The organism is Martelella sp. FOR1707 (assembly GCF_053484265.1).
Window position 1 is genome coordinate 133008 of sequence record NZ_JBAKFP010000004.1, and the last position, 23125, is coordinate 156132.

Consider the following 23125-nt stretch of genomic DNA (forward strand, 5'->3'; position numbering starts at 1 on the left):
CCGATGGGGATGGAGACACCGCTCCTTTCGCTCACGGGCATTTCGAAGAGTTACGGACAGGTCCAGGCCAATCAGGACATCGACCTCGCCGTCGCTCCGCGATCGATCCACGCGATCCTCGGCGAAAACGGCGCGGGCAAATCCACGCTGATGAAGCTGATCTATGGCGTGGAGCAGCCCGATGCCGGCAGCATGGCGTGGAACGGCGCGCCGATCGCGCTCGCCTCGCCCGCCGCCGCCCGCCGGCAGGGCATCGGAATGGTGTTCCAGCATTTCTCCCTGTTCGAGACGCTCACCGTCGTCGAGAACATTCAACTGGTCATGTCCGGCACCAAGGGCGCGCTCGCCCAGCGCATGCGCGCTCTTGGCCGCGATTTCGGGCTGGAGGTCGATCCCTTCGCCCATGTCCACGCGCTTTCAGTCGGCGAGCGCCAGCGGGTCGAGATTATCCGCTGCCTGATGACGGACCCCAAGCTTCTGATCCTGGACGAGCCGACATCGGTGCTGCCGCCGCAGGCGGTCACCCTTCTGTTCGAGACCTTGCAGCGCCTGCGCGATGGCGGCGTATCGATCCTGCTGATCTCGCACAAACTGGAGGAAATCCAGGCGATCTGCGACCGGGCGACGATCCTGCGCGCCGGCCGCGTGACAGGCCATCTCGACCCGCGCGCGCATGACGAGCACACGCTCGCGAAGATGATGATCGGCCGCGATATCCCCGAACCGGTGCCCGCCGAGCCGGTCGAGCAGGGCGACAAGCAGCTCGAGATCATCGGCCTCGACTACAAGCCCGAAGACCCGTTCGGCGTCTCTCTCAAGGGCATCACCCTCACCGTTCGCGGCGGCGAAATTCTCGGCATCGCCGGCATTTCCGGCAATGGCCAGAGCGAGCTGACGGCGCTGATCTCCGGCGAGACCCGCCTTCCCGCCGCTGACCGCATCTTCATGATGGGCAAGGATGTCGGACCCCTGGGCGCTGCCGCCCGGCGCAAGCTCGGCTTCGCCTTCGTTCCCGAGGAGCGGCTTGGCCGGGGCGCGGTCCCGGAAATGTCTCTGGCGATGAACGGCATTCTGACGGCCCATGGCCGCAACGTGGTCCGCAACGGCGTGATCGACAGGAAAGCGGCGGAGGCCTTCGCGCTTGAGTGCATCAGCGAATATGACGTGCGCACGCCGGGACCGCAGGCCGAAGCCGGCGCGCTTTCCGGCGGCAATCTGCAGAAATTCATCGTCGGGCGCGAGATCATGCTGGCGCCAAAACTGCTATTCGTCGCCCAGCCGACCTGGGGCGTCGACATCGGGGCGGCGACCGCGATCCGGCAGCGGCTGATCGCGCTGCGCAATGCCGGCATGGCGATCCTTGTGATTTCCGAGGAGCTTGAGGAATTATTCGAGCTTTCCGACCACATCCAGGTGCTCCATCACGGCCGACTGAGCCCGCCGCTCGTCACCCGCGACACCAGACCCGAGGAGATCGGCCGCTACATGATCGGCTCCGAAACAGGAAAACGCGCCTCATGACCGCCCTGTCATTCCTGCCCAACCTGGTAAAGCGCGAACAAGCCTCGCTGAAGGCGACCCTGCTCGCGCCGCCGCTGGCGCTGCTGGCGGCCGTGATCCTCAATGTCGGGCTTTACGTGCTGATGGGCCGCAGCCCAACGGCGGTCGTCTACGCCATGCTGCTCGAACCGTTCATCTCCTGGACCTCGTTTTCGGAAGTGCTGCTGAAGACAGGGCCGCTGCTGTTGATCGCGCAGGGTCTCGCCATCGGTTTCAGGGCCAAGGTTTTCAATATCGGTGCGGAGGGACAGTTCATTCTCGGCGCAATCTTCGCCTCGGCGATCCCGGTCTGGTTTCCGATGGCGACGGGGTTCTGGATCTGGCCGCTGATGCTTCTGCTCGGCGCGGTCGGCGGCGCGCTCTGGGCCGCGATCACGGCGTTCTGGCGCACAAGGCTCAACGCCAGCGAAATCCTGGTCTCGCTGATGCTGAGCCTCGTCGCCCTGCAATTGCTCTACTATCTGCTGCTCGGCCCCTGGAAGGACCCGAACGGCTTCAATTTCCCGCAATCGGTGATGTTTCAGTATGACGCGATGGTGCCAACGCTGATCCCCGGCACCAGGGTCAATGTCTCGTTGCTGATTGCCCTCGTCTTATCCGCTGCCGCATTCGTATTCATGCAGAAGAGCTTCATGGGCTACAGACTGCAGGTCGGCGGTCTTGCGCCGAAGGCGGCGGGCTATGCAGGCTTCAGTGACAAGAGCGCGATCTGGCTTTCGCTGCTGATCGGCGGTTTTGCGGCGGGTCTTGCGGGCGCCGCCGAAGTGGCCGGCCCCGTCGGCCAGCTCCAGCGCTCGATTGCGACCGGCTACGGCTATGCGGCGATCATCGTCGCCTATCTCGGCGGCCTGCATCCGATCGGCATCATCTTCTCCTCGCTATTCATGGCCACGCTTTATATCGGCGGCGACAACGCCATGGTTTCCGCCAACTTGCCGGTCGCCGCCGTGCGGGTCTTCCAGGGTAGCCTGTTGCTCGCCTATCTCGTCGCCATCGCCTTCACGCGCTACCGGCTGGAATGGCCGGCCACCCCTCGTCGGAGGACGGCATGAACGCCATCGAATTCATCATCGCCGGCATGCTGGCCGCCGCAACGCCGTTTCTGCTGGCCGCCCTTGGCGAGCTCGTGGTCGAGCGCTCCGGCGTCATCAATCTCGGCCTTGAAGGTCTGATGGCGCTCGGCGCGGCAATCGCCTTCATCGTCGTCTACCACAGCGGAAGCCATGTCCTAGGATTTGTCGCCGCAGGCATCGTCAGCGCGCTTCTTGCGCTGGTCTTTGCCTTCGTCGTGCTCGGGTTCCGCGCCAACCAGGTCGCGGCCGGCCTTGCGATCGGCATTCTCGGCCAGGGGCTTTCCGCGCTGTTCGGCAAGACCTATGAGAGCCTGACGATCAAGGGGCTGCCGAAGCTTTCCATCCCCGGCCTTTCCGATATTCCCGTCATCGGCGGGCTGTTCAGCCAGGATATCCTGGTCTGGCTGTCGCTGGCAGCGACCTTCGGCGTGTGGTTCATGCTCAACCGCACCAAGACCGGCCTTATCGTGCGGGCGGTGGGCGAAAACCCGAAGGCCGCGCATGCGATCGGCTTCCCCGTCATCGTCGTGCGTCTCGCAGCCATCGTCTTCGGCGGCGCCATGGCGGGCTTTGCCGGCGCCTATGCGGCAACGGTCTACACCCCGCTCTGGGCCGACGGCATGATCGCCGGACGCGGCTGGATCGCCATCGCCCTCGTTGTCTTCGGCACGTGGCTGACGGGGCGGGTCTTTCTCGGCGCATGCATGTTCGGGCTGGTTTCGCTCCTGAGCCTCGCCGCGCAGGCCGCCGGCGTCGGCCTTCCTTCGCAACTGCTCTCCGCCCTGCCCTACATCGTCACCATCATCGTGCTCGGCATCATCTCCGCCGACCGTCGCCTGCTGAAGCTCAACGGCATCGCCTCGCTCGGCGAGCCGTATGAACGGTAGAGCCCCGCCGCTGGACAGGCGTTGATGAGCGTCGGCCTTGAGGGAAAGGCCAATCCCGGAACTCATCGTAGCGGCGTTTCCTCGCTCCGGTTGCTGCTTGCCCTCTCTCACGCAGCCGTGATTTCGAAACACGTCGTGGTTCTGCTGCCAGGGCGATAACGTCGCTTGCGCCGAAACCCAGCTTTGCCCTTAACGTCGGCAAACATCTCGGCTAGACCTGTCGCACTGCGTCTGAAAGTGGAATGTGTTGAAATGACTTCGTTCTTTGGACTTCTGTTTTTGCTTCTGATCCTGGCCGCGCTGGCGGTTTCGAACAAGGAGCTGAAGCGCCGGCTGAACAGGCTGGAGGATGAGCATCAGACCATTCGCGGACGGGTGGACGAATTGGAGCGTCTCACCAATGGCAGCGCGGAAACTGCCGCCGCCTCCACCGTCGAGGAGCCGAGAAAGACGCCTGTCGCACCACTCGCCGCCACCACGGAGAGGCCCGCAAGCGCCGCGCCGCAAAAAAAAGAAACGACCGAAACCCCTCGGCCGCCGGCCGCGCCAAGCGGCCCCCCGCGCGCCTTCGTCTTTACCGGAACGCTGCTGCGGCAGTTCGGCGAATGGCTTCGCGGCAACTGGACGATCGCCCTTGCGGCACTATCGCTGGCGCTTGGCGGCATCTTCATGGTGCAATACGGCGTCGAAAACGGGCTTCTGACGCCGATATGGCGGGTTATCGGAGCGCTGATCCTGGGCGCGCTGCTGGTGGGCGTCGGCGAGAAGCTTCGCCGCCGCTATGGCGATGAGGAGACGCCGGCCACCCGCTCTTTGCCGTCCGTCTTCGCCGGCGCGGGTCTGATAACGCTTTTTGCCGCTGTGCTTGCCGCCCGCCTGCTTTATGGACTTGTTTCCGCGGAGACGACGCTGGCCGGGCTTGTTCTGGTCAGCGTTCTGGCTGTGGCGCTCGGCTGGGTTTATGGCTCGGTACTCAGCGCCGTCGGGATTATCGGCGCCACAGCCGCGCCGTTTCTCGTCGGCGGCGAATCGGATAGCGGCTGGCTGTTCTTCTACTATTTTGCACTGATCGCGATAGCCGGCCTTGCTGTCGACAGCGTGAAGCGATGGGCATGGGTCTCCGCGCTCGTGCTGATCGCCACCACCGCCGCCGCAACAATGCTTTACGCGGCGACGGGCGGCATGATCCACTATACGGCCTTCCTCGCTCTTTCCTGGCTGGCAGCCGTTATAATTCCCGTGCAGAGCCTCGTTCCGAACCATGCAGGCCAGACGATAGTGGCGACATTCGCGGGCAGGAAACCGCGCGCCGACTTCCCCACCCGGATCGTCGGGGCGATGACGGCCTTTGTCTGTGGCGCAGGCATCGTGCTTTCCCTTGAGGCGCAGTCAATCGCAGAGGCCAAGATTGCCTTTGTGCTCATCGCCCTTATTCTAGGCGCAACGCTGATTTGGATGCATCGGGCGGATGCGCTAGAAGACATGCCGCTCCTGCCCGCCGCCGCGTTTCTAGCGGTGCCTGTGCTTCAGGCCGTCGAATATGGACCGCTGTTCAGCCATTTCGTTGCTGCGCTTCAGTCTGAGGCCGATGAAGCCTCGGCGTCATCCTTCATCACCCTTGCCCTGATCCTGTCCGTCGTCGCGTCTGTTATGAGCTTCTGGCGGATGACGCGTTGCGTGGGAGAAGACAAGACGGCGCTGGGATTTGCCCTGGGCGCCGCAGTGTTCGCACCGGCCTGCGCCTTCATCTTCCAGTTTCTGTGGTCGCCGGCGGCAGCCTTCGGGGATTACCTCTGGAGCCTTCACATTCTCGCCATCGCCGCGGTCATGGCGTTTATGACGGACCGGGCGCTGCGTGGAGAAAATCACGAAAGGAAGCAACTGCGGGCGGCGCTATTCGCCATTTCCGCACTCTCGATGCTGGCGCTGGCGCTGTTTATTGTACTCACCCAAACGGCGCTCACATTGGCGCTGGGCGTCGTGGTCATTCTCACGATCTGGCTCGATCGTCGGTTCGATCTCGCGCTGGTTGGCATATTCACCAAGGTTGCGCTGGCGATCATCGCCTACCGGCTGGTGATCAGCCCCGGCTTTTTCTGGGCCGTGCGCAGCAACACATCCTGGCTTATGTTTTTCGAGGCCTATGTCGGCACGCTGGCGCTGCTTTATCCCGGATGGCGCCTGACCGTGGAACGCGCGCGTGCGTCGGTGCAGGCGGCCATCGAAACCACTACCTGGACGGTCGCCGCCGTATTCGTCTGCGCGCTGCTGCAGCGGCTGGTCCCGGAGGAGCCGGGCCTGCTTGCCGCCGTGACGGCCATCGCCATGCTGGGTCAGATCAACCGTCTGTCGACTTCGAGCAGATGGCTGCGGCTTCTGCGGGTCGCTCTGGCACTCGTCTTCGGCCTGATCACCCTGACGCTGATTGCTGTGCCACTGACACTCACCAACCCGCTCCTCTTCCGATCCAACCTGGTAACCGGCCCGCCGCTATTCGACAGTCTGGCGCTCGCCTATCTGCCGCTTTCGGTCGTCCTCGCGATCGGCGCCTGGAAGATCGGCAATCTCGGGCGATGGTTGCGAATCGGCTTCATCGGCGTCGCGGGCCTGCTCGCCAGCTATTATGTGGTGTGCGAGATTCGGCGATTCTGGCGCGGCAACGACCTTTCGGTTCCGGGCGTTACCCAGCCAGAGCTCTACAGCTACACGATCGCGCTGGTGATCATCTGCGCCGCCTTGCTGCTGGTGAGCTTTGCAAGGCGCTCCAATGCGCTGCGCAAGGTCGCCATGGCGGCAACCGGGCTTACCATCGCGAAGGTCTTCCTTGTGGATATATCCGGCCTGGAAGGCCTTCTGCGCGTCGTCTCCTTCATCGGCCTCGGTCTGGCGCTCGCCGGCCTCGGCTGGCTCGACCGCACCATGAACCTGCGCTGGAACAAAGCATCGGGTCCGCCTGATACCGCGGATGAAAACCGAGAGTAAGAGGACGCAATCCCATAGAGTCGTGCTGGGTTGGTTGAGGGTGTTTTAGAACACTTTCAACCAATCTCACGAAGACCAGCGAGGTTCACACCCGACGAATCGAGCGCTGGAAAATCGCGCCAGACGCCATGCGCCGCCGCAACGTGCTCCACACATGGAGCCAACGTGGGGCGCAACGCGGCAAAAGCCATTGGATTTACTGGATAAATTCTGAAAATGGTGCGGTCGAGAAGACTCGAACTTCCACGGGTTGCCCCACAGCGACCTCAACGCTGCGCGTCTACCAATTCCGCCACGACCGCATCGTGGTAGATGCCGGTTTGTGCCGGCGCCGCAGCATGTAGCAAAAGCAAACTCGCCACACAAGCGCCATTGATCGTTTTTTTTCATTTCTGCACGCGAAGTGTGAAACCGCGCTCTCCGCCCGCCGCGACAGGCCTTGCGGCGCTTGCCGTCCCGCCCCAAATCTGCAAGGAGAAGGCCGAAGGATCCGCATATGCAAAGAAGCGACATCGAAACCCTGATGCACCCCGAGCCCGGCAGCCCGCCGGTGCGCTGGCGGGTAAGCGAGGGGCTGACGGAATACCCTGCGGCGCTGGCCGAAATGGAGCGCGAGGTCGACCTGATCGCGTCCGGCGAGGCGGACGAGCTCGTCTGGCTGGTCGAGCATCCGCCGCTCTACACCGCCGGCACCAGCGCCAATGCTTCCGACCTGCTGATCGCCGACCGATTCCCGGTCTACGACACCGGCCGCGGCGGGGAATATACCTATCACGGCCCCGGTCAGCGGGTTGCCTATCTGATGCTGGACCTGAAGCGTCGCCGCCGGGATGTGCGCGCCTTCGTCGCCGCGATCGAGGAGACCATCATCAAGACGCTCGATTCCATGAACGTGCGCGGCGAGCGGCGCGAGGATCGGGTCGGCGTCTGGGTCCGACGGCCCGAGCGTGCGCCGCTGCCGGACGGTTCCATGGCCGAGGACAAGATAGCCGCGATCGGCATCAGGCTCCGGCGCTGGGTCAGCTTTCACGGCCTGTCGATCAATGTCGAGCCGGAGCTCGATCATTTCGGCGGCATCGTGCCCTGCGGCATTTCAGGCTATGGCGTCACCAGTCTCGTCGATCTCGGCCTGCCGGTGACCATGGGCGATGTCGACATCGCTCTGCGCAAAGCCTTCGAGGATGTATTCGGAGAAACGGAAATCGAGGACTGACCGCGTTATTGCAGCGTCCTGTTGCCGGTCGCAAAGCCTGAAAGACGCGCGCGCGATGCGGTGCCTTTGGCATCGCCGTCGCGGCGGCCGGTCTTTCCCACGCGGTTGATTCCCATCACCATGTCGGTGTGTTTCATCCCGGCCTCGCCGCAATCGTCTTCCCAGTCGCCGGAAATCAGCCAGAAGGGGCGCACGCCGAGGATCGCGGCGATCTTCACCAGGCGCTCGACGGTCGGCTCGGCGCGGTCGCATTCCCAGTTCCTGAGCGTCAGTGGCGCAACGCCAAGCCGCGCGGCAGCGGTATCGAGGCTCAATCCTGCGCTTTCGCGCGCGGCAAGCAGCCTGCCGCCGAGGGTGTCGTCGGCGTAGAATTTCTCGTCCATTGCGCTTCCTTCCCGAAAACCGCGCCGGTTTGCCCGGTCTTGACCCTTCATAGCCAATCGCGGGCAAAACCGCCACCCACACCCGCCGCTTTCCGCAAATCAACTGAAATTGGTCGCTTGCATACTTGCCGATGATAGAGCGCGCATGCGAAACTCGGTTCACGAAAACAAGAGAATCCGGGAGTAACGCCGATGGATGTACGCGCCGCAGTGGCTGTTGAAGCGGGAAAGCCGCTGGAAATCATGAATGTTCAGCTCGAGGGCCCGAAAGCGGGCGAAGTGCTGATCGAGGTCAAGGCCACGGGCATTTGCCATACCGACGATTTCACGCTGTCGGGCGCGGACCCGGAAGGCATTTTCCCGGCGATCCTCGGCCATGAAGGCGCGGGCGTGGTGGTCGATGTCGGCCCGGGCGTGACCTCGGTGAAGAAGGGCGATCACGTGATCCCGCTCTACACGCCCGAGTGCCGCGAATGCCCCTCCTGCCTGTCGCGCAAGACGAACCTGTGCACCGCCATCCGCTCGACCCAGGGTCAAGGGTTGATGCCTGACGGCACCTCGCGTTTCTCGCTCGATGGCAAGCCGCTCTACCACTATATGGGCTGCTCGACCTTCGCCAATTTCACGGTGCTGCCGGAAATCGCGGTCGCCAAGATCAACCCGGACGCGCCGTTCGACAAGGTCTGCTACATCGGCTGCGGCGTGACCACCGGCGTCGGCGCGGTGATCAACACGGCCAAGGTGGAAATCGGCGCGACCGCGATCGTCTTCGGTCTCGGCGGCATCGGCCTCAACGTCATCCAGGGTCTCAGGCTCGCCGGCGCGGACATGATCATCGGCGTCGACCTCAACAATGACAAGAAGGAATGGGGCGAGCGCTTCGGCATGACCCATTTCGTCAATCCCAAGGAGATCGGCGAGGACCTCGTTCCCTACCTTATCAACCTGACGAAGCGCGGCGCGGACACGATCGGCGGCGCGGATTACACGTTTGATTGCACCGGCAATACCACCGTCATGCGTCAGGCGCTGGAAAGCTCCCATCGCGGCTGGGGCAAGTCGGTCGTCATCGGCGTCGCCGGCGCGGGTCAGGAAATCTCCACCCGTCCGTTCCAGCTCGTGACCGGCCGCTCGTGGATGGGCACGGCATTCGGCGGCGCGCGCGGGCGCACCGACGTGCCGAAGATCGTCGACTGGTACATGGACGGCAAGATCGAGATCGACCCGATGATCACCCATCTACTGAAGCTTGAAGACATCAACAAGGGCTTCGACATGATGCACAGCGGTGAGAGCATCCGCTCGGTCGTCCTCTACTGATGGCATTGACCGTCGACATCGCCCGGCTGGATGCGCTCACGCCGGGCGAGTTGCATGAACTGTTCCGGCTGAGGATTGACGTCTTCGTGGTCGAGCAAAACTGCCCCTACCCCGAAATCGACGGCAAGGACCCTGAGGCGCTGCATCTGCGCCTTCTGGAAGACGGCCGGCTGGCCGCCTATGCCCGCATCTTCGCAGCCGACGCGACGACGAGTAAAGCGCGAATCGGCCGCGTCGTCGTCGCGCCCGATTATCGCGGCCAGCGTCTTGGCGAGCGCGTGATGCGGGAGGCAATTGCCGCCTGCGAAAAACGCGCGCCGGGCGCGGCGATCGCGATTTCCGCGCAGGCCCATCTGCAGCGTTTCTATGGCGCTCTCGGCTTCAGCGTCACCTCGGCGGAATACCTCGAAGACGGCATTCCGCATGTGGACATGGTTCGCGCTGCCGCAAGGCGCGCCTCATGATCTATGTCGACGCCGATGCCTGTCCGGTGAAGCCGGAGGTGGTCAAGGTGGCGGAGCGGCACGGCCTGCCCGTGACCTTTGTCGCCAATACCGGCCTTCGCCCGTCGCGCGATCCGATGATAAAAAACGTCATCGTCTCCGGCGCGTTCGATGCCGCCGATGACTGGATTGCGGAGCGCGCCGGCCCCGGCGATATCGTGGTGACCGCCGACGTGCCGCTTGCCGAGCGCTGCGTGGCCGCCGGCGCGCTGGTCACGGGGCCCACGGGCCGGGTCTTCGACGAAAAGAATATCGGCATGGCCCGCGCCATGCGCGATCTCGGCCAGCACCTGCGCGAGACCGGCGAGAGCAAGGGCTACAATGCGCCGTTCTCGCCCCGCGACCGCTCGGCCTTTCTGCAAACCATGGAACAGCTTTGCCGCAAGGCGAAGTCCTCCGGTGAATGACGAAGGAATCACGATGAACATTATTTCCGAAAACACCGCCTTCGGCGGCATGCAGGGCGTCTTCTCGCACGAATCGGAAGCCTGCGGATGCGAGATGACCTTCGCGGTCTTCCTTCCGCCGCAGGCCGTCGAGCGGCCATGCCCCGTGCTGTGGTATCTCTCCGGCCTCACCTGCACCCATGCCAATGTCATGGAAAAGGGCGAGTACCGGCGCATGGCCGCCGAGCTTGGCCTGATCATCGTCTGCCCGGACACCAGCCCGCGCGGCACGGATGTCGCCGACGCGCTGACGGACTGGCAGATCGGCAAGGGCGCTGGCTTTTATATCGATGCCACCGAGGAGCCGTGGTCGAAACACTACAGGATGGAAAGCTACATCACCGAGGAACTGCCGGCGCTGATCGCCAAGAGCTTCCGCGTCGACATGGACCGTCAGGGCATTTTCGGCCACTCCATGGGCGGCCACGGCGCGATGACGCTGGCGCTGAAAAATCCCGGCCGCTACAAGAGCTGCTCCGCCTTCGCGCCGATCGTCTCGCCCTCGACGTCAGCCTGGGCGCAAGGCGCGTTCACGAAGTATCTCGGGACCGACCAGTCCGTCTGGCGCAAGCACGATGCCTGCGCGCTGGTGGAGGATGGCGCACGCTTTCCCGCCTTCCTGATCGACCAGGGCACGGCCGACAATTTCCTGGAGGACGGGCTGAAGCCGTGGATGTTCGAGGAGGCCGTCAAGGGCACGGATATCGAACTCACGCTGCGCATGCACGAGCGCTACGACCACTCCTACTACTTCATCTCGACCTTCATGGACGATCACCTGCGCTGGCACGCCGAACGGGTGTAAGAGACCTGCCGGCAGCAAGCTGACCATGGTCGGCTCGTCCGGAAAGCTTCGCGAGCCTCAGGGGAATGCGACGTCTTCGCATGCGATCGTTGAACGTTATCAGCGCAAAGAGGCCGGGCAGTAACGCCCGGCCTCCTTGTTTTCGAATACGGTAACGATCAGTTCAGCGATACCGTGAAGAACAGCGTCTCGCCGGAGGAGTCGTCCACCCCGTCATTGTCGGTGACCGCGTAGGCCGTGCCGTCGGCGGCGATGGTGAAGCCTTCGATCTTGTCGACGACGAAACCGTTGGCGGCGGACTTCATCAGCGGCAGAAGATCGGCGGCCTCTTCCTTGTTGACGACCGGCAGATCCGAGCCGATCGGGGCCGGCTGCATGTCGGAAAGGGCGACCTTGTAGAGCTTCTTCAGCTTTGCGGCCTCGCCGATCTGGTTGTCGCGCTCGATGATGTAGACGCTGTCGCCGTTCGCCGTGATCTCGGAAAGACCGATCCAGCCTTGTTCCGGCGTTTCCAGCGGATAGGCGACCGCGCCCCACTCCTTAGTGGCAGGTTTGTAGGCGAGCAGCTTGACGAAGCCCTTCTCGTCATCTTCCCATTCGCGCTGCACCGCCATCCACAGCGTCAGGTCATCGCCCTCGCCGACCGTGGTGATGCCTTCCATGCCGAAGCGGGTCTGGTTGGCGAGCAATTCCTCGGGAAGCTCGATCGTCTCGGTGATCGCGCCGGTGCCATCTACATGGTAGACGGCATGCGGCACTTCCTTGTCGGGATTGCCTTCCGAGGCGAGCCAGAAGCCGCCCTGGCCATCGGTCGCAACGCCCTCAAGGTCGAGCTTTTCAGCCGGCGCGCCATCGCGGGTGACGCGGATGACATCGGTGATCATCGCCGGCTTCTGCGCGGCGTCGATGATGAAGATCGACGGCTGGGCGGAATAGAAACTGTCATTGACGGCGTAGAGCTTCGAAGCATCGCTCGGATCGGCGGCGAGGCCCGAAAGCGCGCCGAAGCCGATCAGTTCATCGCGCGAGACATCGGAGAGGATCTGCGGATAGTTCGGCTCGGCGTCTTCGTAAGCGTAGAGCATGACGTGGGCGCGCACGCCGCCATCGGGGCCGAGGTCGGTCTCGTTGGCGGTGACCAGCAGGTTGCGGGCCGGAATGGCAACGCCGCTTTCCGGTGAAAGACCGGACGGCAGGAGCTGCACGAGTTCGGGTGCATCGGCGGCGCTGTCGTCATAGACGCCGACGACGGAGGCGCGCTCGGAGAGCACGAACAGATAATTGGTGTCGCCGAAGGTGCCCTTGATCATGCCCTCGGGCTCGACGCCCTTCTTGCCCGCGCGCTTGTCCGGGAAATGGCCAATCGAGGCCACGGCGCGCTCGAACGAATTACCGGAATCATAGAGCAGTTCGCCGGCATCGGAGAAGATTGAGAAGCCGCGCGAGCCGCCCTTGTAATCGCCCTCATTGGCGATGGCGAAGCGGTCATTGTCGAGCCATTTGACGGTGTCGGGCTCGCGCGCGATGCCGGAAAGCGAACCGGTGAAATCGAGCTTGCCGTCCTTTTCGATATCAACGCCGCTGATATCGACGGAGCCTGCGGAAAAGTGGTTCTTCACTTCGCCGGTATTGCCGTCGATGATGGCGATGCCGTTGTTTTCCTGCAGCGTCACCACGATTTCATTGTCGCCGTTGATATCGACGAATTCCGGCTCCGGATCGGTAGGCGCGACCATCTCGGAGAAACCGGTCAGGGCAACGTGCTTGACCGTGGCGCAATCGGCAACGCCGTCATTGAGCGAAATTATCACCAGATCGCCGGCCGGCATCTGCGGGATTTCGCCGTCGTTCAGCTCTTCGTCGCGCTCGTTTTCGATCGCGATGGCAACGATCGAGCCATCCGGCGAAACGGCGACAGAATCAGGCTGGCCGCCGAGATCGCACTGGCTTTCCAGCGTACGCGAGGCGATATCGACAACGCCGAGGAAGCCGGACGGATCGGTATAGCTTTCCGACGTATTGACGCCGACCAGCGCCTTGGGGCCGGAAACGGCAACCGAGGTCGGCTCGCCCTCAAGCTTGGTGATGCCGAGCGCTGCCGGGGCCTTCATGTCGGTGATGTCGACGAAGCCGATGGCACCCAGCGGGCTGTCGGAATAGATCAGCGTGTTGCCATCTTCGCTGGCCGCGATGATTTCGGCCGAGGTCTCGGTCGCGGGGTCCATGTCGGCGGGCAGGTTTTCGGCGACGGAGAAGACCGCAATGCGGTTGAAGACGGGCTCGGCGGCGGCGGGGAAAGCGGCGGAAGCCAGAAGTGCTGCGCTCAAGGCCGCGCCGGTGAGACGGAATCGCATGAATATACCCTCCAAGGTGATGATGTCCGGAGGGTTCTGCGCGCGCGGTGTGACAGCAGGATTACGCGGCGATGACAGGACGGTGACAACCCCGCCTACTTCTCCCTTCGCCGCTCGATCAGCATGATCGAAAGCGAGGCGCAGAGGATCATCACGCCGCCGATCCAGAATAGCGTATCGGGCGCATAGCCGAACACCAGCCAGCCGCCGAGCACGTTGAGCGGCAGTTTCAGATCGTCAAATGGCTGGACATAGGCCGCATCGGCGCTCGAATAGGCAAGCGTCAGGAAATATTGCGCCAGCGCCGTCAGCAGGCCGAGCGCCAGCATGATCCAGATGATATCGCCGGTCGGCACGGCAAAGCCGCCACCGATGGCGACCAGCGCATTGATCGGCGTCAGCAGCATCAGGAGCCAGACGGTGATCGATTCGGGCCGTTCATGGGCGGTCAGCCGCTTGGTGATCAGCGAGGTTCCGCCCCACAGAAGCGCGGAGGCGACCGGCAACAGCGCCGCCCAGGTGAAGCTTTCCGACCAGGGCTGCAGGATCAGCAGCGCGCCGGTGAAACCGACCGCCGTCGCAATCCAGCGCGACGGGCCGACCGTCTCGCCGAGGAACAGCTTCGCGCCGACGATGATGAAGAAGGGCGAGGTCATGACCAGCGCGATCGCCTGGCTGATCGGAACCGAGGCAAGGCCGATCGCCCAGGCCTGCACGCCAAGCGCGGAGAGCGCGACGCGAAAGATATGCTGCCACGGATGGCTGGTCTTCATCACCGAAAGCCCGGTGCGCCAGAGATAGGGCACGGCAAAGACCAGCGCGATGCCATATTGCCAGAAGGCGACCGACGATGGCGCAAACCCCATATTCATCGTCACCTGCTGAAGCGCCACATTGCCGGCCGCGTAGACCACGCCGGCCATCACCATCCAGAAGGCCCCGGTCAGAGCCGGAGAGCGATAGATTGCCTTAGCCATACGCGCGGTAGCCCCTTCAGCACATGCAGTAACTCACGTCACAGGTAAAGAACTTGTCGCCCCTCGGCAAGCTGCTTCGCGTAACACGACAAACGGGTTGAGGAAGAGGCTCCGCTGCATTCACAGCGGTCGCACGCGGGTGACATAGGCTTCGAAGAAATCGGAAAACCGGGCCACCCGGATCGGCAGGCGTTCATAGGGCGGATAGTAGAGCGTCAGCCACAGTTCCGGCGGCGTCCAGTCGGAAAGCACCTGCGTCAGCCGCCCCTGCCCCAGCGCCTCCTCGACGATGAAGTGCGGAAGCAACGCGACCCCCTCGCCATTTTCGGCGAGCCTTGCCAGCAGTTCGCCGTTATTGCCGGCGAGTTTCGTCCCCGCCCTCACCCGCCGACTTTTGCCGGCGCTCGTCAGCTCCCAGGTTTCACCCGTCGCCTCGGCGTCGAAGGCGAGGCAGGCTGCGGCGGCAAGATCGTCGGGCGTTTGCGGCGTTCCGTTGGCGGCGAGAAAGCCGGGCGAGGCCACCAGCACCCGCCGGACCGGGCACAGCTTGCGCCAGATCGTCGACTTGTCGTCCGGCGGGCCGGAAATGCGGATCGCCAGATCGTAGGGTGCGCCGACGATATCGACGAAGCTGTCCTCCAGCGTCACCGAAAGGCTGATCGCGGGATGCTCCGAACGGAAGCCGGACAGCACGTCCGGCAATATCTGCTGGCCAAGCGAGAGCGGCGCATTCAGCCGGATGTGGCCGCTGACGGCGCTTTCCCGCGCGCGCACCTCCTCGCTGGCATCGTCGAAGGCATTCAGCAACGGCCGCATCCGCGCCGCATAGATCGCTCCCGCCGAGGTGAGCGAAACCTGGCGGGTGGTGCGCACGAAAAGCTGTACGCCGAGCCGTTCCTCCAGCGCGCCAACGGCCCGCGTCACGCTCGGCGCGGTCATCGCAAGTGTGCGCGCCGCTGCGGCAAAGCTCCCGAGCTCTGCGACGCTCAGGAAAACGCGGATGTCGTTCAGATCCTTCATGAGACAATTATTACGTATTTTGCAATAATATTGTAAATTTTATTCCACTTATCGTTTCGCGTTTCAGGACCCATCTTGTGTCCAGAAACGAGGCGCGACACAGTCGCCCGGTAAGGCAAGGAACAGTTTGATGTTACAGCAGATCAAGGGCTTGCATCACATCACCTCGATGGCGGCGGATGCACAGGCCAATAACGACTTCTTCACCGGCACGCTCGGTCTTCGCCGCGTCAAGAAGACCGTGAACTTCGACGCCCCGGATGTCTATCATCTCTATTACGGCGATGAAGTCGGCACGCCCGGTTCGGTGATGACCTATTTTCCCTTCCCGCACATTGCAGCCGGCAGGCCGGGCGCGGGCGAAGTCGGCGAAACACTGTTTGCCGTTCCGAAGGGCTCGATCGCTTTCTGGAAGGAACGCCTGCAGACACTCGGCATCAAGGATATCGCGGAAAGCGAAGTCTTCGGCGAAAAGCGGCTGCATTTCTCGGGTCCCGACCGGGATGCCTTTGCGCTGGTTGAAGTCGACAATGACGACCGCGCCGGGTGGCTCAAGGGCGATATCGCCGAGGCAGAGGCGATCCGTGGCTTCCATGGCGCAAGCCTGCGGCTGGCGGACAGCGGCGCGACGGCGGAACTGCTCGGCTTCATGGGCTATGAAAAGGTCGACAGCAAGGATGACTGGACTCGTTTTGCGATCGGCAACGGCAATGGCGCCGATGTCATCGACATCCAGACCCTGCCTTCGGCCAACGCCGCCCGTCAGGGCGCAGGCTCCGTTCATCACATCGCGTTCGCGGTTGAAGATCGCGCCGCCCAGCTCGACGTCCGCAAGGCGTTGATGGACACCGGCTATCAGGTCACCCCGGTGATCGACCGGAACTATTTCTGGGCGATCTATTTCCGCACGCCCGGCGGCGTACTGTTCGAAATCGCCACCAACGAACCGGGCTTCGACGCCGACGAGGACACGGCCCATCTCGGCGAGGCGCTGAAACTGCCGCCACAGTATGAGCAGCATCGCGCCAAGATCGAGGAAATCCTGACGCCGATCAAGGATTGATCCAGCCCCTGCCCGTCCGGAGCATTGCCTCCGGACGGGCGGGTTCTGATTCTCAGTCCTTGGTATTGTCCCCATTTCCCTGGACCCCGGCAAAGCCGGGTCCGACTGACGCCGGCGGATAGCTGCCGGCTGGAGCAACAGATCATGACAAACGACACGTATCAGGCCTTCACGCGTGAGGGCGCGGCCGGAAAACCGCTCGTATTCAGCTTTCATGGGACGGGCGGCAACGAAAACCAGTTCGTGCCGCTGCTGGACCAGATTCTGCCAAACGCGGCCATCGTGTCACCGCGTGGCGATGTATCGGAGCATGGCGCCCTGCGCTTTTTCCGGCGCACCGGTGAAGGCGTCTACGACATGGACGATCTCGCCCGCCGCACGGAGAAGATGACCCGCTTCATCGAGATGCACAGGGCGGCCAATCCCGGCCGGCCTGTCTATGGCATCGGCTATTCCAACGGCGCCAATATTCTCGCCGCGGTGCTTCTCGGAAGACCGGAGCTCTTCGACCGCGCAGCGCTGCTCCACCCGCTGATCCCTTGGACACCCAGGGACAATACCGACCTCGCCGGCAAGCAAATCCTGGTGACGGCGGGCGAGCGCGACCCGATCTGCCCGCCATCGCTGACCCAGGCCCTGATCGGCTATTTCGAAGCGCAGAAAGCTGCAGTTGGCTCACTCTTCCATCCCGGCGGCCACGAAATCCGCCCGGAGGAGATCGACGACGTCGCCGCCTTCCTCAAGACCTGACGAAGGCGATCTGGTCGCATCCGGCAACGCGCCGGATGCGGCAGGCCCTATTGGCCCAGCAGGCTTTCGACGTGACGCGGGATTGCCGTTTCGCGTTCGCGTTTGGCGCGTTCGGCGCGCAGGATCGAGCGGACGAGGTCGTAGGCATCGTCGAGATCGTCGTTGATGACGACATATTCGTAGTCCCGCCAGTGCGAGATTTCGCCGGTGGCGTTCTTGAGGCGCACTTCCATGGCGGCCTTGCTGTCTTCTGCGCGCGCCAGAAGCCGCGCCCTCAGCGCCTCCATCGACGGCGGCAGCACGAAGATGCCGACGACATCGCCGGGCATGGCCTGCTTCAACTGCTCGGCGCCCTGCACGTCGATATCGAACAGCACGTCGCGACCGGCGGCAAGCGATTGTTCGACGGCGGCCTTCGGCGTGGCGTAGTAATTGCCGTGCACTTCCGCCCACTCCAGAAACGCGCCCTCGTCGCGCTTCTTCATGAAGCCGTCCGGGTCCATGAAGAAATAATGCACGCCCTCGCGCTCGCTCGGGCGGATCTGCCGCGTGGTGGCGCTGATCGACAGATCGATCATCGGGTCCTCGGCCAGAAGCCGCCGTGCAATCGTCGATTTGCCGGCGCCGGAGGGCGCCGCCAGCACCAGCATCACGCCCCGTCGTCTCACCGTTTCGCTCACGTCCATGCTCACTCCAGATTTTGCAATTGCTCGCGAAATTGATCGACGACCGTTTTCAATTCAAGCCCGGCGGCCGTCACCCCCACCGAATTGGACTTCGAACAGATCGTATTGGTCTCGCGGTTGAATTCCTGCGCGAGGAAGTCGAGCCGTCGCCCGCACGGCCCGGGCTCGGCCAGCAGCGCGCGGGCGGCCGTCACATGGGCGCGCAGCCGGTCGATTTCCTCGCGGATATCGGATTTGGTGGCAAGCAGCACCGCCTCGGCATAGAGCCGGTCGCTTTCAAGCGAGGGAGCCGCCTCAAGAAGCCGCTGCACTTGTTCGGAGAGTTTCGCCGCGATCATGGCGGGCTGGCGCGAGGGGTCCGCCTCGATATCGTCCGTCAGCGCCTCGATCGCGTCGACCTGCCCTTGCAGCACGGCGACGATCTTCTCGCCCTCCTCCGCCCGCATCGAAGCGAGCCGATCGATCGCGAGTTCCAGATCGCGCAGGATCAAGGCTTCGCGTTTTTGAAGGGTCTCGCCGCCCTCCTCCGCCTCGCGCAGTTCGGCGATGCCGCGAATCGCCAGCAATCCTTCGAGCGACAGGCGCGAATCATCCAGTCTGGAAGCAAGCCGGGTCTTGAGATCGAGCACGGCCTCGAGCGCGCTGTCATTGACGGCCAGTTCGAGCTTGCTGTCCGATACGCTGAGGTTGAGCGCGACCTGCACATTGCCGCGCGTCATCCTTGCGGCGGCAAGTTTTCTGACAGCGCTTTCGAGATGGTCAAAACCCTGCGGCAGCCTGAGACGCAGATCGAGGCCCTTGCCGTTGACCGAACGCAGCTCCCAGGTCCAGCGATAGCGGTCAAACTGCCCCTGACTGCGGGCAAAACCTGTCATCGATTGGTGTGTCATGGTCCCTCGCTAACGCTCGCGTGGCGGCACACTACAGGATTTGACGCAACGTCGGAACGCAATAGACAGGCAAACGCACGGTTTTTAGTTGGCGGAACGCTCGGCCTCGACCTTGCGCCATGCCCGCACATTGGCGTTGTGCTCATCCAGCGTCTCGGCGAAGGCGTGACCGCCGCTGCCATCGGCAACGAAATACAGCGCATCGGTCTCGGCGGGGTTGGCCACAGCCTCCAGCGCATCGCGTCCCGGATTGGCGATCGGCCCCGGCGGCAGACCGTTGATGCGATAGGTATTGTACGGCGTTTCCTTGTCGAGATCGGAGCGGTAGATCGGGCGATCGGAAGGCTTTCCCTCGCCGCCGAAGATGCCGTAGATCACGGTCGGATCGGACTGGAGGCGCATGCCGCGCTTGAGACGATTGAGGAACACCGCCGCCACCAGCGGCCGCTCTTCCGCCACGCCGGTTTCCTTTTCCACGATCGAGGCCAGGGTGAGGAATTCCTCCTTGTTCTCGATCGGCAGGTCCCTGGCGCGCTGCAGCCAGATTTCATCGACCAGCGCCTCCTGACCCGCCCGCATCTTTTCGACGATCTCGATGCGCGGCGTTCCGCGCGCAAAGGAGAAGGTTTGCGGCATCAGACTGCCTTCCGGCGGCAATTCTTCCGGCAGGTCGCCGGAAAGGTTCGGGTCGGCGGCAAGCTTGTCGAAGACTTCGCGCACCGTCAGCCCCTCGGGAAAGGAGATGCTGAACAGGATCGACTTGCCGGATTCGAAAAGATCGGCGACCTCCTGCATCGAAGCGCCCGCCTCGATCTCGTAATCGCCGGCCTTCAGGGTCTCGCCGTCACGCATGCGCGCCGCGGTCACATAGCGGAAAATCCGGGAATCCGAGATCACGCCCGCGCGCTCCAGGTCACGCGCGATCATCGCCAGACCCGCGCCGCTCTTCACCGTGAATTCCGTGTCGGCGGCCAGCGGACCGGGATCGCGATAGCTCGACATGGCGTAGTAATAGATCGCGATTGCGCCGAGGCAGCACAGCACCAGCAGCGTCATCATGAAATTAAGCAGGATGACGACCGGGCTCTTGGCCTTCTTCGAACGCGCGCTTGGTTGGGGTACACGCTCAGGCCTCAGCGCCTGCTTGGCCGATTTAACCGCCGCCGGTCTGCGTTCCGGCGCCGAACCGCGCTCACTGTCCTGATCCGAGCCGCTCACCGGACCCCCTTTTCGCATGTTCCTCGACGACTTCGGAAAGCCGCCTGACCCAAATGAATTGCCGGTGTTGTTATCAATGTCCGACATTGCCGGCGAACCGGATGAAAACGGCCAGTCGAAGCTTAGCCGGATGGCGGCGCTGATTCGTCATCAACGGCTGCCAAAGCCTGCTCTTCAATAAAAAAACGGCTGCAAAATGTCAGCCGTTTCTTTTCCATGTCCACAATGGCGGTCGGCTCAATCCGCGTAGCGCCGCAGCACCAGCGAAGCATTGGTGCCGCCGAAGCCGAAGGAGTTCGACAGCGCAACATCGATATTGCGCTTGCGAGCCGCCTTCGGCACCAGATCGATCGCCGTTTCGCGCTCGGGATTGTCGAGGTTGAGCGTCGGCGGCGCGACATTGTCGCGGATCGCGAGCGTCGAGAAGATCGCCTCGATCGCGCCGGCCGCACCCAGAAGGTGGCCGGTCGCGGACTTGGTGGAGGACATCGACACCTTGCCGGCGGCATCGCCCAGCAGCCGCTCGACGGCGCCGAGCTCGATCGTATCGGCCATGGTCGACGTGCCGTGGGCGTTGATGTAATCGATTTCCGACGGCGCGATGCCGGCGCGCTTCAGCGCGGAGGTCATGCAACGGAAAGCGCCCTCGCCGTCCTCGCTCGGCGCGGTGATGTGGAAGGCATCGCCGCTCATGCCATAGCCGACAACCTCGGCATAGATCTTGGCGCCGCGGGCCTTGGCGTGTTCAAGTTCCTCCAGCACCACGATGCCGGAGCCCTCGCCCATCACGAACCCGTCGCGATCGACATCATAGGGGCGCGAGGCGCGCTGCGGATCGTCGTTGAAATTGGTGGAGAGCGCCTTGCAGGCGGCAAAACCGGCGAGCGCGATGCGGCAGATCGGCGATTCCGTCCCGCCGGCGACCATCACGTCGGCATCGCCGAAGCCGATGATGCGGCTGGCGTCGCCGATGGCATGCGCGCCCGTCGAGCAAGCCGTGACCACGGAATGATTGGGGCCGCGCAGCTTGTGGCGGATCGAGACCTGGCCGGAAGCGAGATTGATCAGACGGCCGGGAATGAAGAACGGGGAAACGCGGCGGGGACCGCGATCGCGCAGCGTGTAGCCGGCTTCAACGATACCTTCGAGCCCGCCGATGCCGGAGCCGATCAGCACGCCGGTGGCAATCTGGTCGTCGTCGCTTTCGGGGTGCCAGTCGGCATCGGCCAGCGCCATGTCGGCTGCCGCGATCGCATAGGTGATGAACGGATCGACCTTGCGCTGTTCCTTCGGTTCCAGCCACTGATCGGCATTGAAGGTTCCATCGCTGCCGTCGCCAAGCGGGATCGAGCATGCGATCCGGGCTGCGAGATCTTCCGTCTCGAACGCGGTGACCTTGCCTGCGCCGCTGACGCCGTCAAGCAGACGCGACCAGGTTGCCTCGGTTCCGCAGCCAAGCGGCGTTACCATGCCCAGACCGGTGATTACGACACGCCTCATTGGTGGATCGCCCCCATTCTCTCAAGTTTCTTGTCTTCGTGACCGGCTTCGGCCGGCGCCGAGCGGAATCGGCATTCGTCCGACTATAAACGCTCTCGTCACGAGCGCAAAACCGTCCTTGAAGCGCCCCCGTCCCGGAACGCCGGACAAAAAAATGGCCCGACTGATCGGGCCGTTCGAGGCGGGTTGCAGGTATGACCCGAACGCCGCCCTGAATTTTCAATCGATCAGGCCTGGGCCTTTTCGATGAACTTGATGGCATCGCCGACCGTGAGGATCGAATCAGCGGCATCGTCGGGGATTTCCACACCGAACTCTTCTTCGAAGGCCATGACCAGCTCGACGGTATCGAGCGAGTCGGCGCCGAGATCGTCGATGAAGCTGGCGCTTTCGACAACCTTGTCGGCATCCACGCCCAGGTGGTCAACTACAATTTTCTTAACGCGTTCTGCGATATCGCTCATGTCGGTTTCCTCGACCTGTCTCAAGTTCTACCGGATGCCTCTGACATCCGCTATGTGAAAGCCGCCGGCCTTCCAACATGGAAAATGCCGCGGCGGATATGTGAACCAAAGCCCACTTAAACCGAAATCCCGGCCGATCGACCGGGCTTCGTTCGCTGGACCATTCTTGGCAGTCCCGGCCCGCTTACCATGCTTTGTTCTGAGCGCAAAGCCCAAAAAACACCGCGTTGCCGGTCTCTCCAGCATTTTCGACGGCCCGCGTGGAGCGGACCGCGATGTCAGATCATGGCCATGCCGCCATTGATATGCAAGGTCTGGCCCGTCACGTAGCCAGCCTCGTTGGAGGCAAGATAGGTAACGGCTGCGGCAATGTCATCCCCGCTGCCCATCCGCTTCATGGGCACCGCGCCGAGGATCGCCTCTTTCTGCTTGTCGTTCAGCTTGTCGGTCATCGCGGTTTCGATGAAGCCGGGGGCCACGCAGTTGACCGTGACGTTGCGCGGCGCGACTTCCTGCGCCAGCGATTTCGAAAAGCCGATCATGCCGGCCTTGGCGGCGCAATAATTGGCCTGTCCCGGATTGCCTGTGACGCCGACGATCGAGGTGATGTTGATGACCCGGCCGAAGCGGCGGCGCATCATCGGATGCATGATGGTGCGCGTCAGCACGAAGGCTGCGGTGAGATTGACCTCCAGCACGCTTTCCCAGTCCGCGTCGCTCATGCGCACGAACAGGCCGTCCTTGGTGATGCCGGCATTGTTGACCAGGATATCGATGCCCTCAAGCTCCGCCTCGGCCTTCTCGCCGAGCGCCTTGACGGCTTCGCGATCCGAAAGATTGGCGGGGAACACATGGGTGCGTTCGCCAAGCTCGCCGGAGAGCGCCTCGAGCTTTTCCGCGCGCGTTCCGTGCAGCGCCACGGTTGCGCCCTGAGCGTGGAGCATGCGGGCAATCGCCTCGCCAATGCCGCCGCTGGCGCCGGTAACGAGCGCCTTTCGGCCAGTCAGATCCAACATGTCATAACCTCGTCA

General features: G+C 63.2%; 22 protein-coding genes and 1 tRNA gene. 12 read left to right on the forward strand and 11 right to left on the reverse strand.

Annotated elements, in window-relative coordinates; translation table 11 throughout:
- The first annotated feature begins 9 nt into the window (after nucleotides 1–9).
- From V6765_RS12020 to V6765_RS12035, 4 genes are all read left to right on the forward strand, one after another.
- Entirely contained in the window at nucleotides 10–1521 is a 1512-nt protein-coding gene (locus V6765_RS12020; RefSeq protein ID WP_448429046.1) for an ABC transporter ATP-binding protein, read from the forward strand.
- Complete coding sequence (locus V6765_RS12025) at nucleotides 1518–2612, forward strand: ABC transporter permease (protein WP_448429048.1); 1095 nt, start codon at nucleotides 1518–1520, stop codon at nucleotides 2610–2612. Before V6765_RS12020 ends, V6765_RS12025 begins: the two co-directional genes overlap by 4 nt.
- Nucleotides 2609–3520 carry an ABC transporter permease gene (locus V6765_RS12030; RefSeq protein WP_448429050.1) on the forward strand — a complete coding sequence of 304 codons (912 nt, stop codon included), beginning with the start codon at nucleotides 2609–2611 and terminating at the stop codon, nucleotides 3518–3520. The genes V6765_RS12025 and V6765_RS12030 overlap by 4 nt, the downstream gene beginning before the upstream one ends.
- A 252-nt stretch (nucleotides 3521–3772) precedes the next feature.
- Complete coding sequence (locus V6765_RS12035; RefSeq protein WP_448429052.1) at nucleotides 3773–6502, forward strand: DUF2339 domain-containing protein; 2730 nt, start codon at nucleotides 3773–3775, stop codon at nucleotides 6500–6502.
- A 217-nt stretch (nucleotides 6503–6719) separates the two neighbouring features.
- On the opposite strand, the gene V6765_RS12040 is transcribed toward V6765_RS12035, so the two are convergent.
- Nucleotides 6720–6804, reverse strand: a tRNA-Leu gene (locus tag V6765_RS12040).
- Between the two features lie 194 nt (nucleotides 6805–6998).
- Between V6765_RS12040 and lipB the strand changes: the two genes are divergently transcribed.
- On the forward strand, nucleotides 6999–7715 hold the full coding sequence (lipB, locus tag V6765_RS12045) for a lipoyl(octanoyl) transferase LipB (RefSeq protein ID WP_448429054.1): 717 nt from the start codon (nucleotides 6999–7001) through the stop codon (nucleotides 7713–7715).
- 5 nt (nucleotides 7716–7720) lie between these two features.
- Here lipB and V6765_RS12050 read toward each other — a convergent pair whose 3' ends face one another.
- Nucleotides 7721–8098, reverse strand: coding sequence for a helix-turn-helix domain-containing protein (locus tag V6765_RS12050; protein ID WP_448429056.1), 378 nt, complete (start codon nucleotides 8096–8098; stop codon nucleotides 7721–7723).
- A 192-nt stretch (nucleotides 8099–8290) separates the two neighbouring features.
- Between V6765_RS12050 and V6765_RS12055 the strand changes: the two genes are divergently transcribed.
- The 4 genes from V6765_RS12055 to fghA are packed head-to-tail and all read left to right on the forward strand — an operon-like array spanning nucleotide 8291 to nucleotide 11172.
- A complete protein-coding gene (locus V6765_RS12055; protein WP_448429058.1) occupies nucleotides 8291–9418 on the forward strand; it encodes an S-(hydroxymethyl)glutathione dehydrogenase/class III alcohol dehydrogenase in 1128 nt (375 codons plus the stop codon).
- On the forward strand, nucleotides 9418–9882 hold the full coding sequence (locus V6765_RS12060; RefSeq protein ID WP_448429060.1) for a GNAT family N-acetyltransferase: 465 nt from the start codon (nucleotides 9418–9420) through the stop codon (nucleotides 9880–9882). The genes V6765_RS12055 and V6765_RS12060 overlap by 1 nt, the downstream gene beginning before the upstream one ends.
- The gene (locus tag V6765_RS12065; RefSeq protein WP_448429062.1) at nucleotides 9879–10328 is read left to right on the forward strand and encodes a YaiI/YqxD family protein; all 450 of its coding nucleotides are present in this window, start codon (nucleotides 9879–9881) and stop codon (nucleotides 10326–10328) included. The genes V6765_RS12060 and V6765_RS12065 overlap by 4 nt, the downstream gene beginning before the upstream one ends.
- Nucleotides 10329–10341: 13 nt before the next feature.
- On the forward strand, nucleotides 10342–11172 hold the full coding sequence (fghA, locus tag V6765_RS12070; RefSeq protein WP_448429064.1) for an S-formylglutathione hydrolase: 831 nt from the start codon (nucleotides 10342–10344) through the stop codon (nucleotides 11170–11172).
- 158 nt (nucleotides 11173–11330) lie between these two features.
- Here the strand turns inward: fghA and V6765_RS12075 are convergent, their stop codons facing one another.
- From V6765_RS12075 to V6765_RS12085, 3 genes are all read right to left on the reverse strand, one after another.
- Entirely contained in the window at nucleotides 11331–13526 is a 2196-nt protein-coding gene (locus V6765_RS12075) for an esterase-like activity of phytase family protein (RefSeq protein ID WP_448429066.1), read from the reverse strand.
- A 95-nt stretch (nucleotides 13527–13621) separates the two neighbouring features.
- Complete coding sequence (locus V6765_RS12080) at nucleotides 13622–14503, reverse strand: DMT family transporter (protein WP_448429068.1); 882 nt, start codon at nucleotides 14501–14503, stop codon at nucleotides 13622–13624.
- A 120-nt stretch (nucleotides 14504–14623) separates the two neighbouring features.
- A complete protein-coding gene (locus tag V6765_RS12085) occupies nucleotides 14624–15523 on the reverse strand; it encodes a LysR family transcriptional regulator (protein ID WP_448429070.1) in 900 nt (299 codons plus the stop codon).
- A gap of 130 nt (nucleotides 15524–15653) precedes the next feature.
- On the opposite strand from V6765_RS12085, the gene V6765_RS12090 reads away from it, so the two are divergent.
- Together V6765_RS12090 and V6765_RS12095 are read left to right on the forward strand one after the other, a co-directional pair.
- A complete protein-coding gene (locus tag V6765_RS12090) occupies nucleotides 15654–16586 on the forward strand; it encodes a ring-cleaving dioxygenase (protein WP_448429072.1) in 933 nt (310 codons plus the stop codon).
- 144 nt (nucleotides 16587–16730) lie between these two features.
- Entirely contained in the window at nucleotides 16731–17336 is a 606-nt protein-coding gene (locus V6765_RS12095; protein ID WP_448429074.1) for an alpha/beta hydrolase, read from the forward strand.
- A gap of 47 nt (nucleotides 17337–17383) precedes the next feature.
- On the opposite strand, the gene gmk is transcribed toward V6765_RS12095, so the two are convergent.
- The 3 genes from gmk to mltG form a co-directional block, all read right to left on the reverse strand.
- Nucleotides 17384–18022: a guanylate kinase gene (gene gmk, locus V6765_RS12100; protein ID WP_448429076.1), complete on the reverse strand. Its 639-nt coding sequence runs from the start codon at nucleotides 18020–18022 to the stop codon at nucleotides 17384–17386.
- 2 nt (nucleotides 18023–18024) lie between these two features.
- Nucleotides 18025–18912 (reverse strand): YicC/YloC family endoribonuclease, encoded by an 888-nt coding sequence (locus V6765_RS12105; protein WP_448429078.1) that lies wholly within the window; start codon nucleotides 18910–18912, stop codon nucleotides 18025–18027.
- Between the two features lie 84 nt (nucleotides 18913–18996).
- On the reverse strand, nucleotides 18997–20148 hold the full coding sequence (mltG, locus tag V6765_RS12110) for an endolytic transglycosylase MltG (RefSeq protein ID WP_448429080.1): 1152 nt from the start codon (nucleotides 20146–20148) through the stop codon (nucleotides 18997–18999).
- Between mltG and V6765_RS12115 the strand changes: the two genes are divergently transcribed.
- On the forward strand, nucleotides 20147–20311 hold the full coding sequence (locus V6765_RS12115) for a hypothetical protein (protein WP_448429082.1): 165 nt from the start codon (nucleotides 20147–20149) through the stop codon (nucleotides 20309–20311). The genes mltG and V6765_RS12115 overlap by 2 nt on opposite strands.
- Nucleotides 20312–20367: 56 nt before the next feature.
- Here V6765_RS12115 and fabF read toward each other — a convergent pair whose 3' ends face one another.
- The 3 genes from fabF to fabG all read right to left on the reverse strand — a co-directional run bounded on the left by fabF (nucleotide 20368) and on the right by fabG (nucleotide 23110).
- The gene (gene fabF / locus V6765_RS12120; protein ID WP_448429084.1) at nucleotides 20368–21630 is read right to left on the reverse strand and encodes a beta-ketoacyl-ACP synthase II; all 1263 of its coding nucleotides are present in this window, start codon (nucleotides 21628–21630) and stop codon (nucleotides 20368–20370) included.
- A 227-nt stretch (nucleotides 21631–21857) separates the two neighbouring features.
- A complete protein-coding gene (locus V6765_RS12125) occupies nucleotides 21858–22094 on the reverse strand; it encodes an acyl carrier protein (protein WP_018062986.1) in 237 nt (78 codons plus the stop codon).
- A 278-nt stretch (nucleotides 22095–22372) separates the two neighbouring features.
- On the reverse strand, nucleotides 22373–23110 hold the full coding sequence (gene fabG, locus V6765_RS12130) for a 3-oxoacyl-[acyl-carrier-protein] reductase (RefSeq protein ID WP_448429087.1): 738 nt from the start codon (nucleotides 23108–23110) through the stop codon (nucleotides 22373–22375).
- Between the last annotated feature and the right edge of the window lie 15 nt (nucleotides 23111–23125).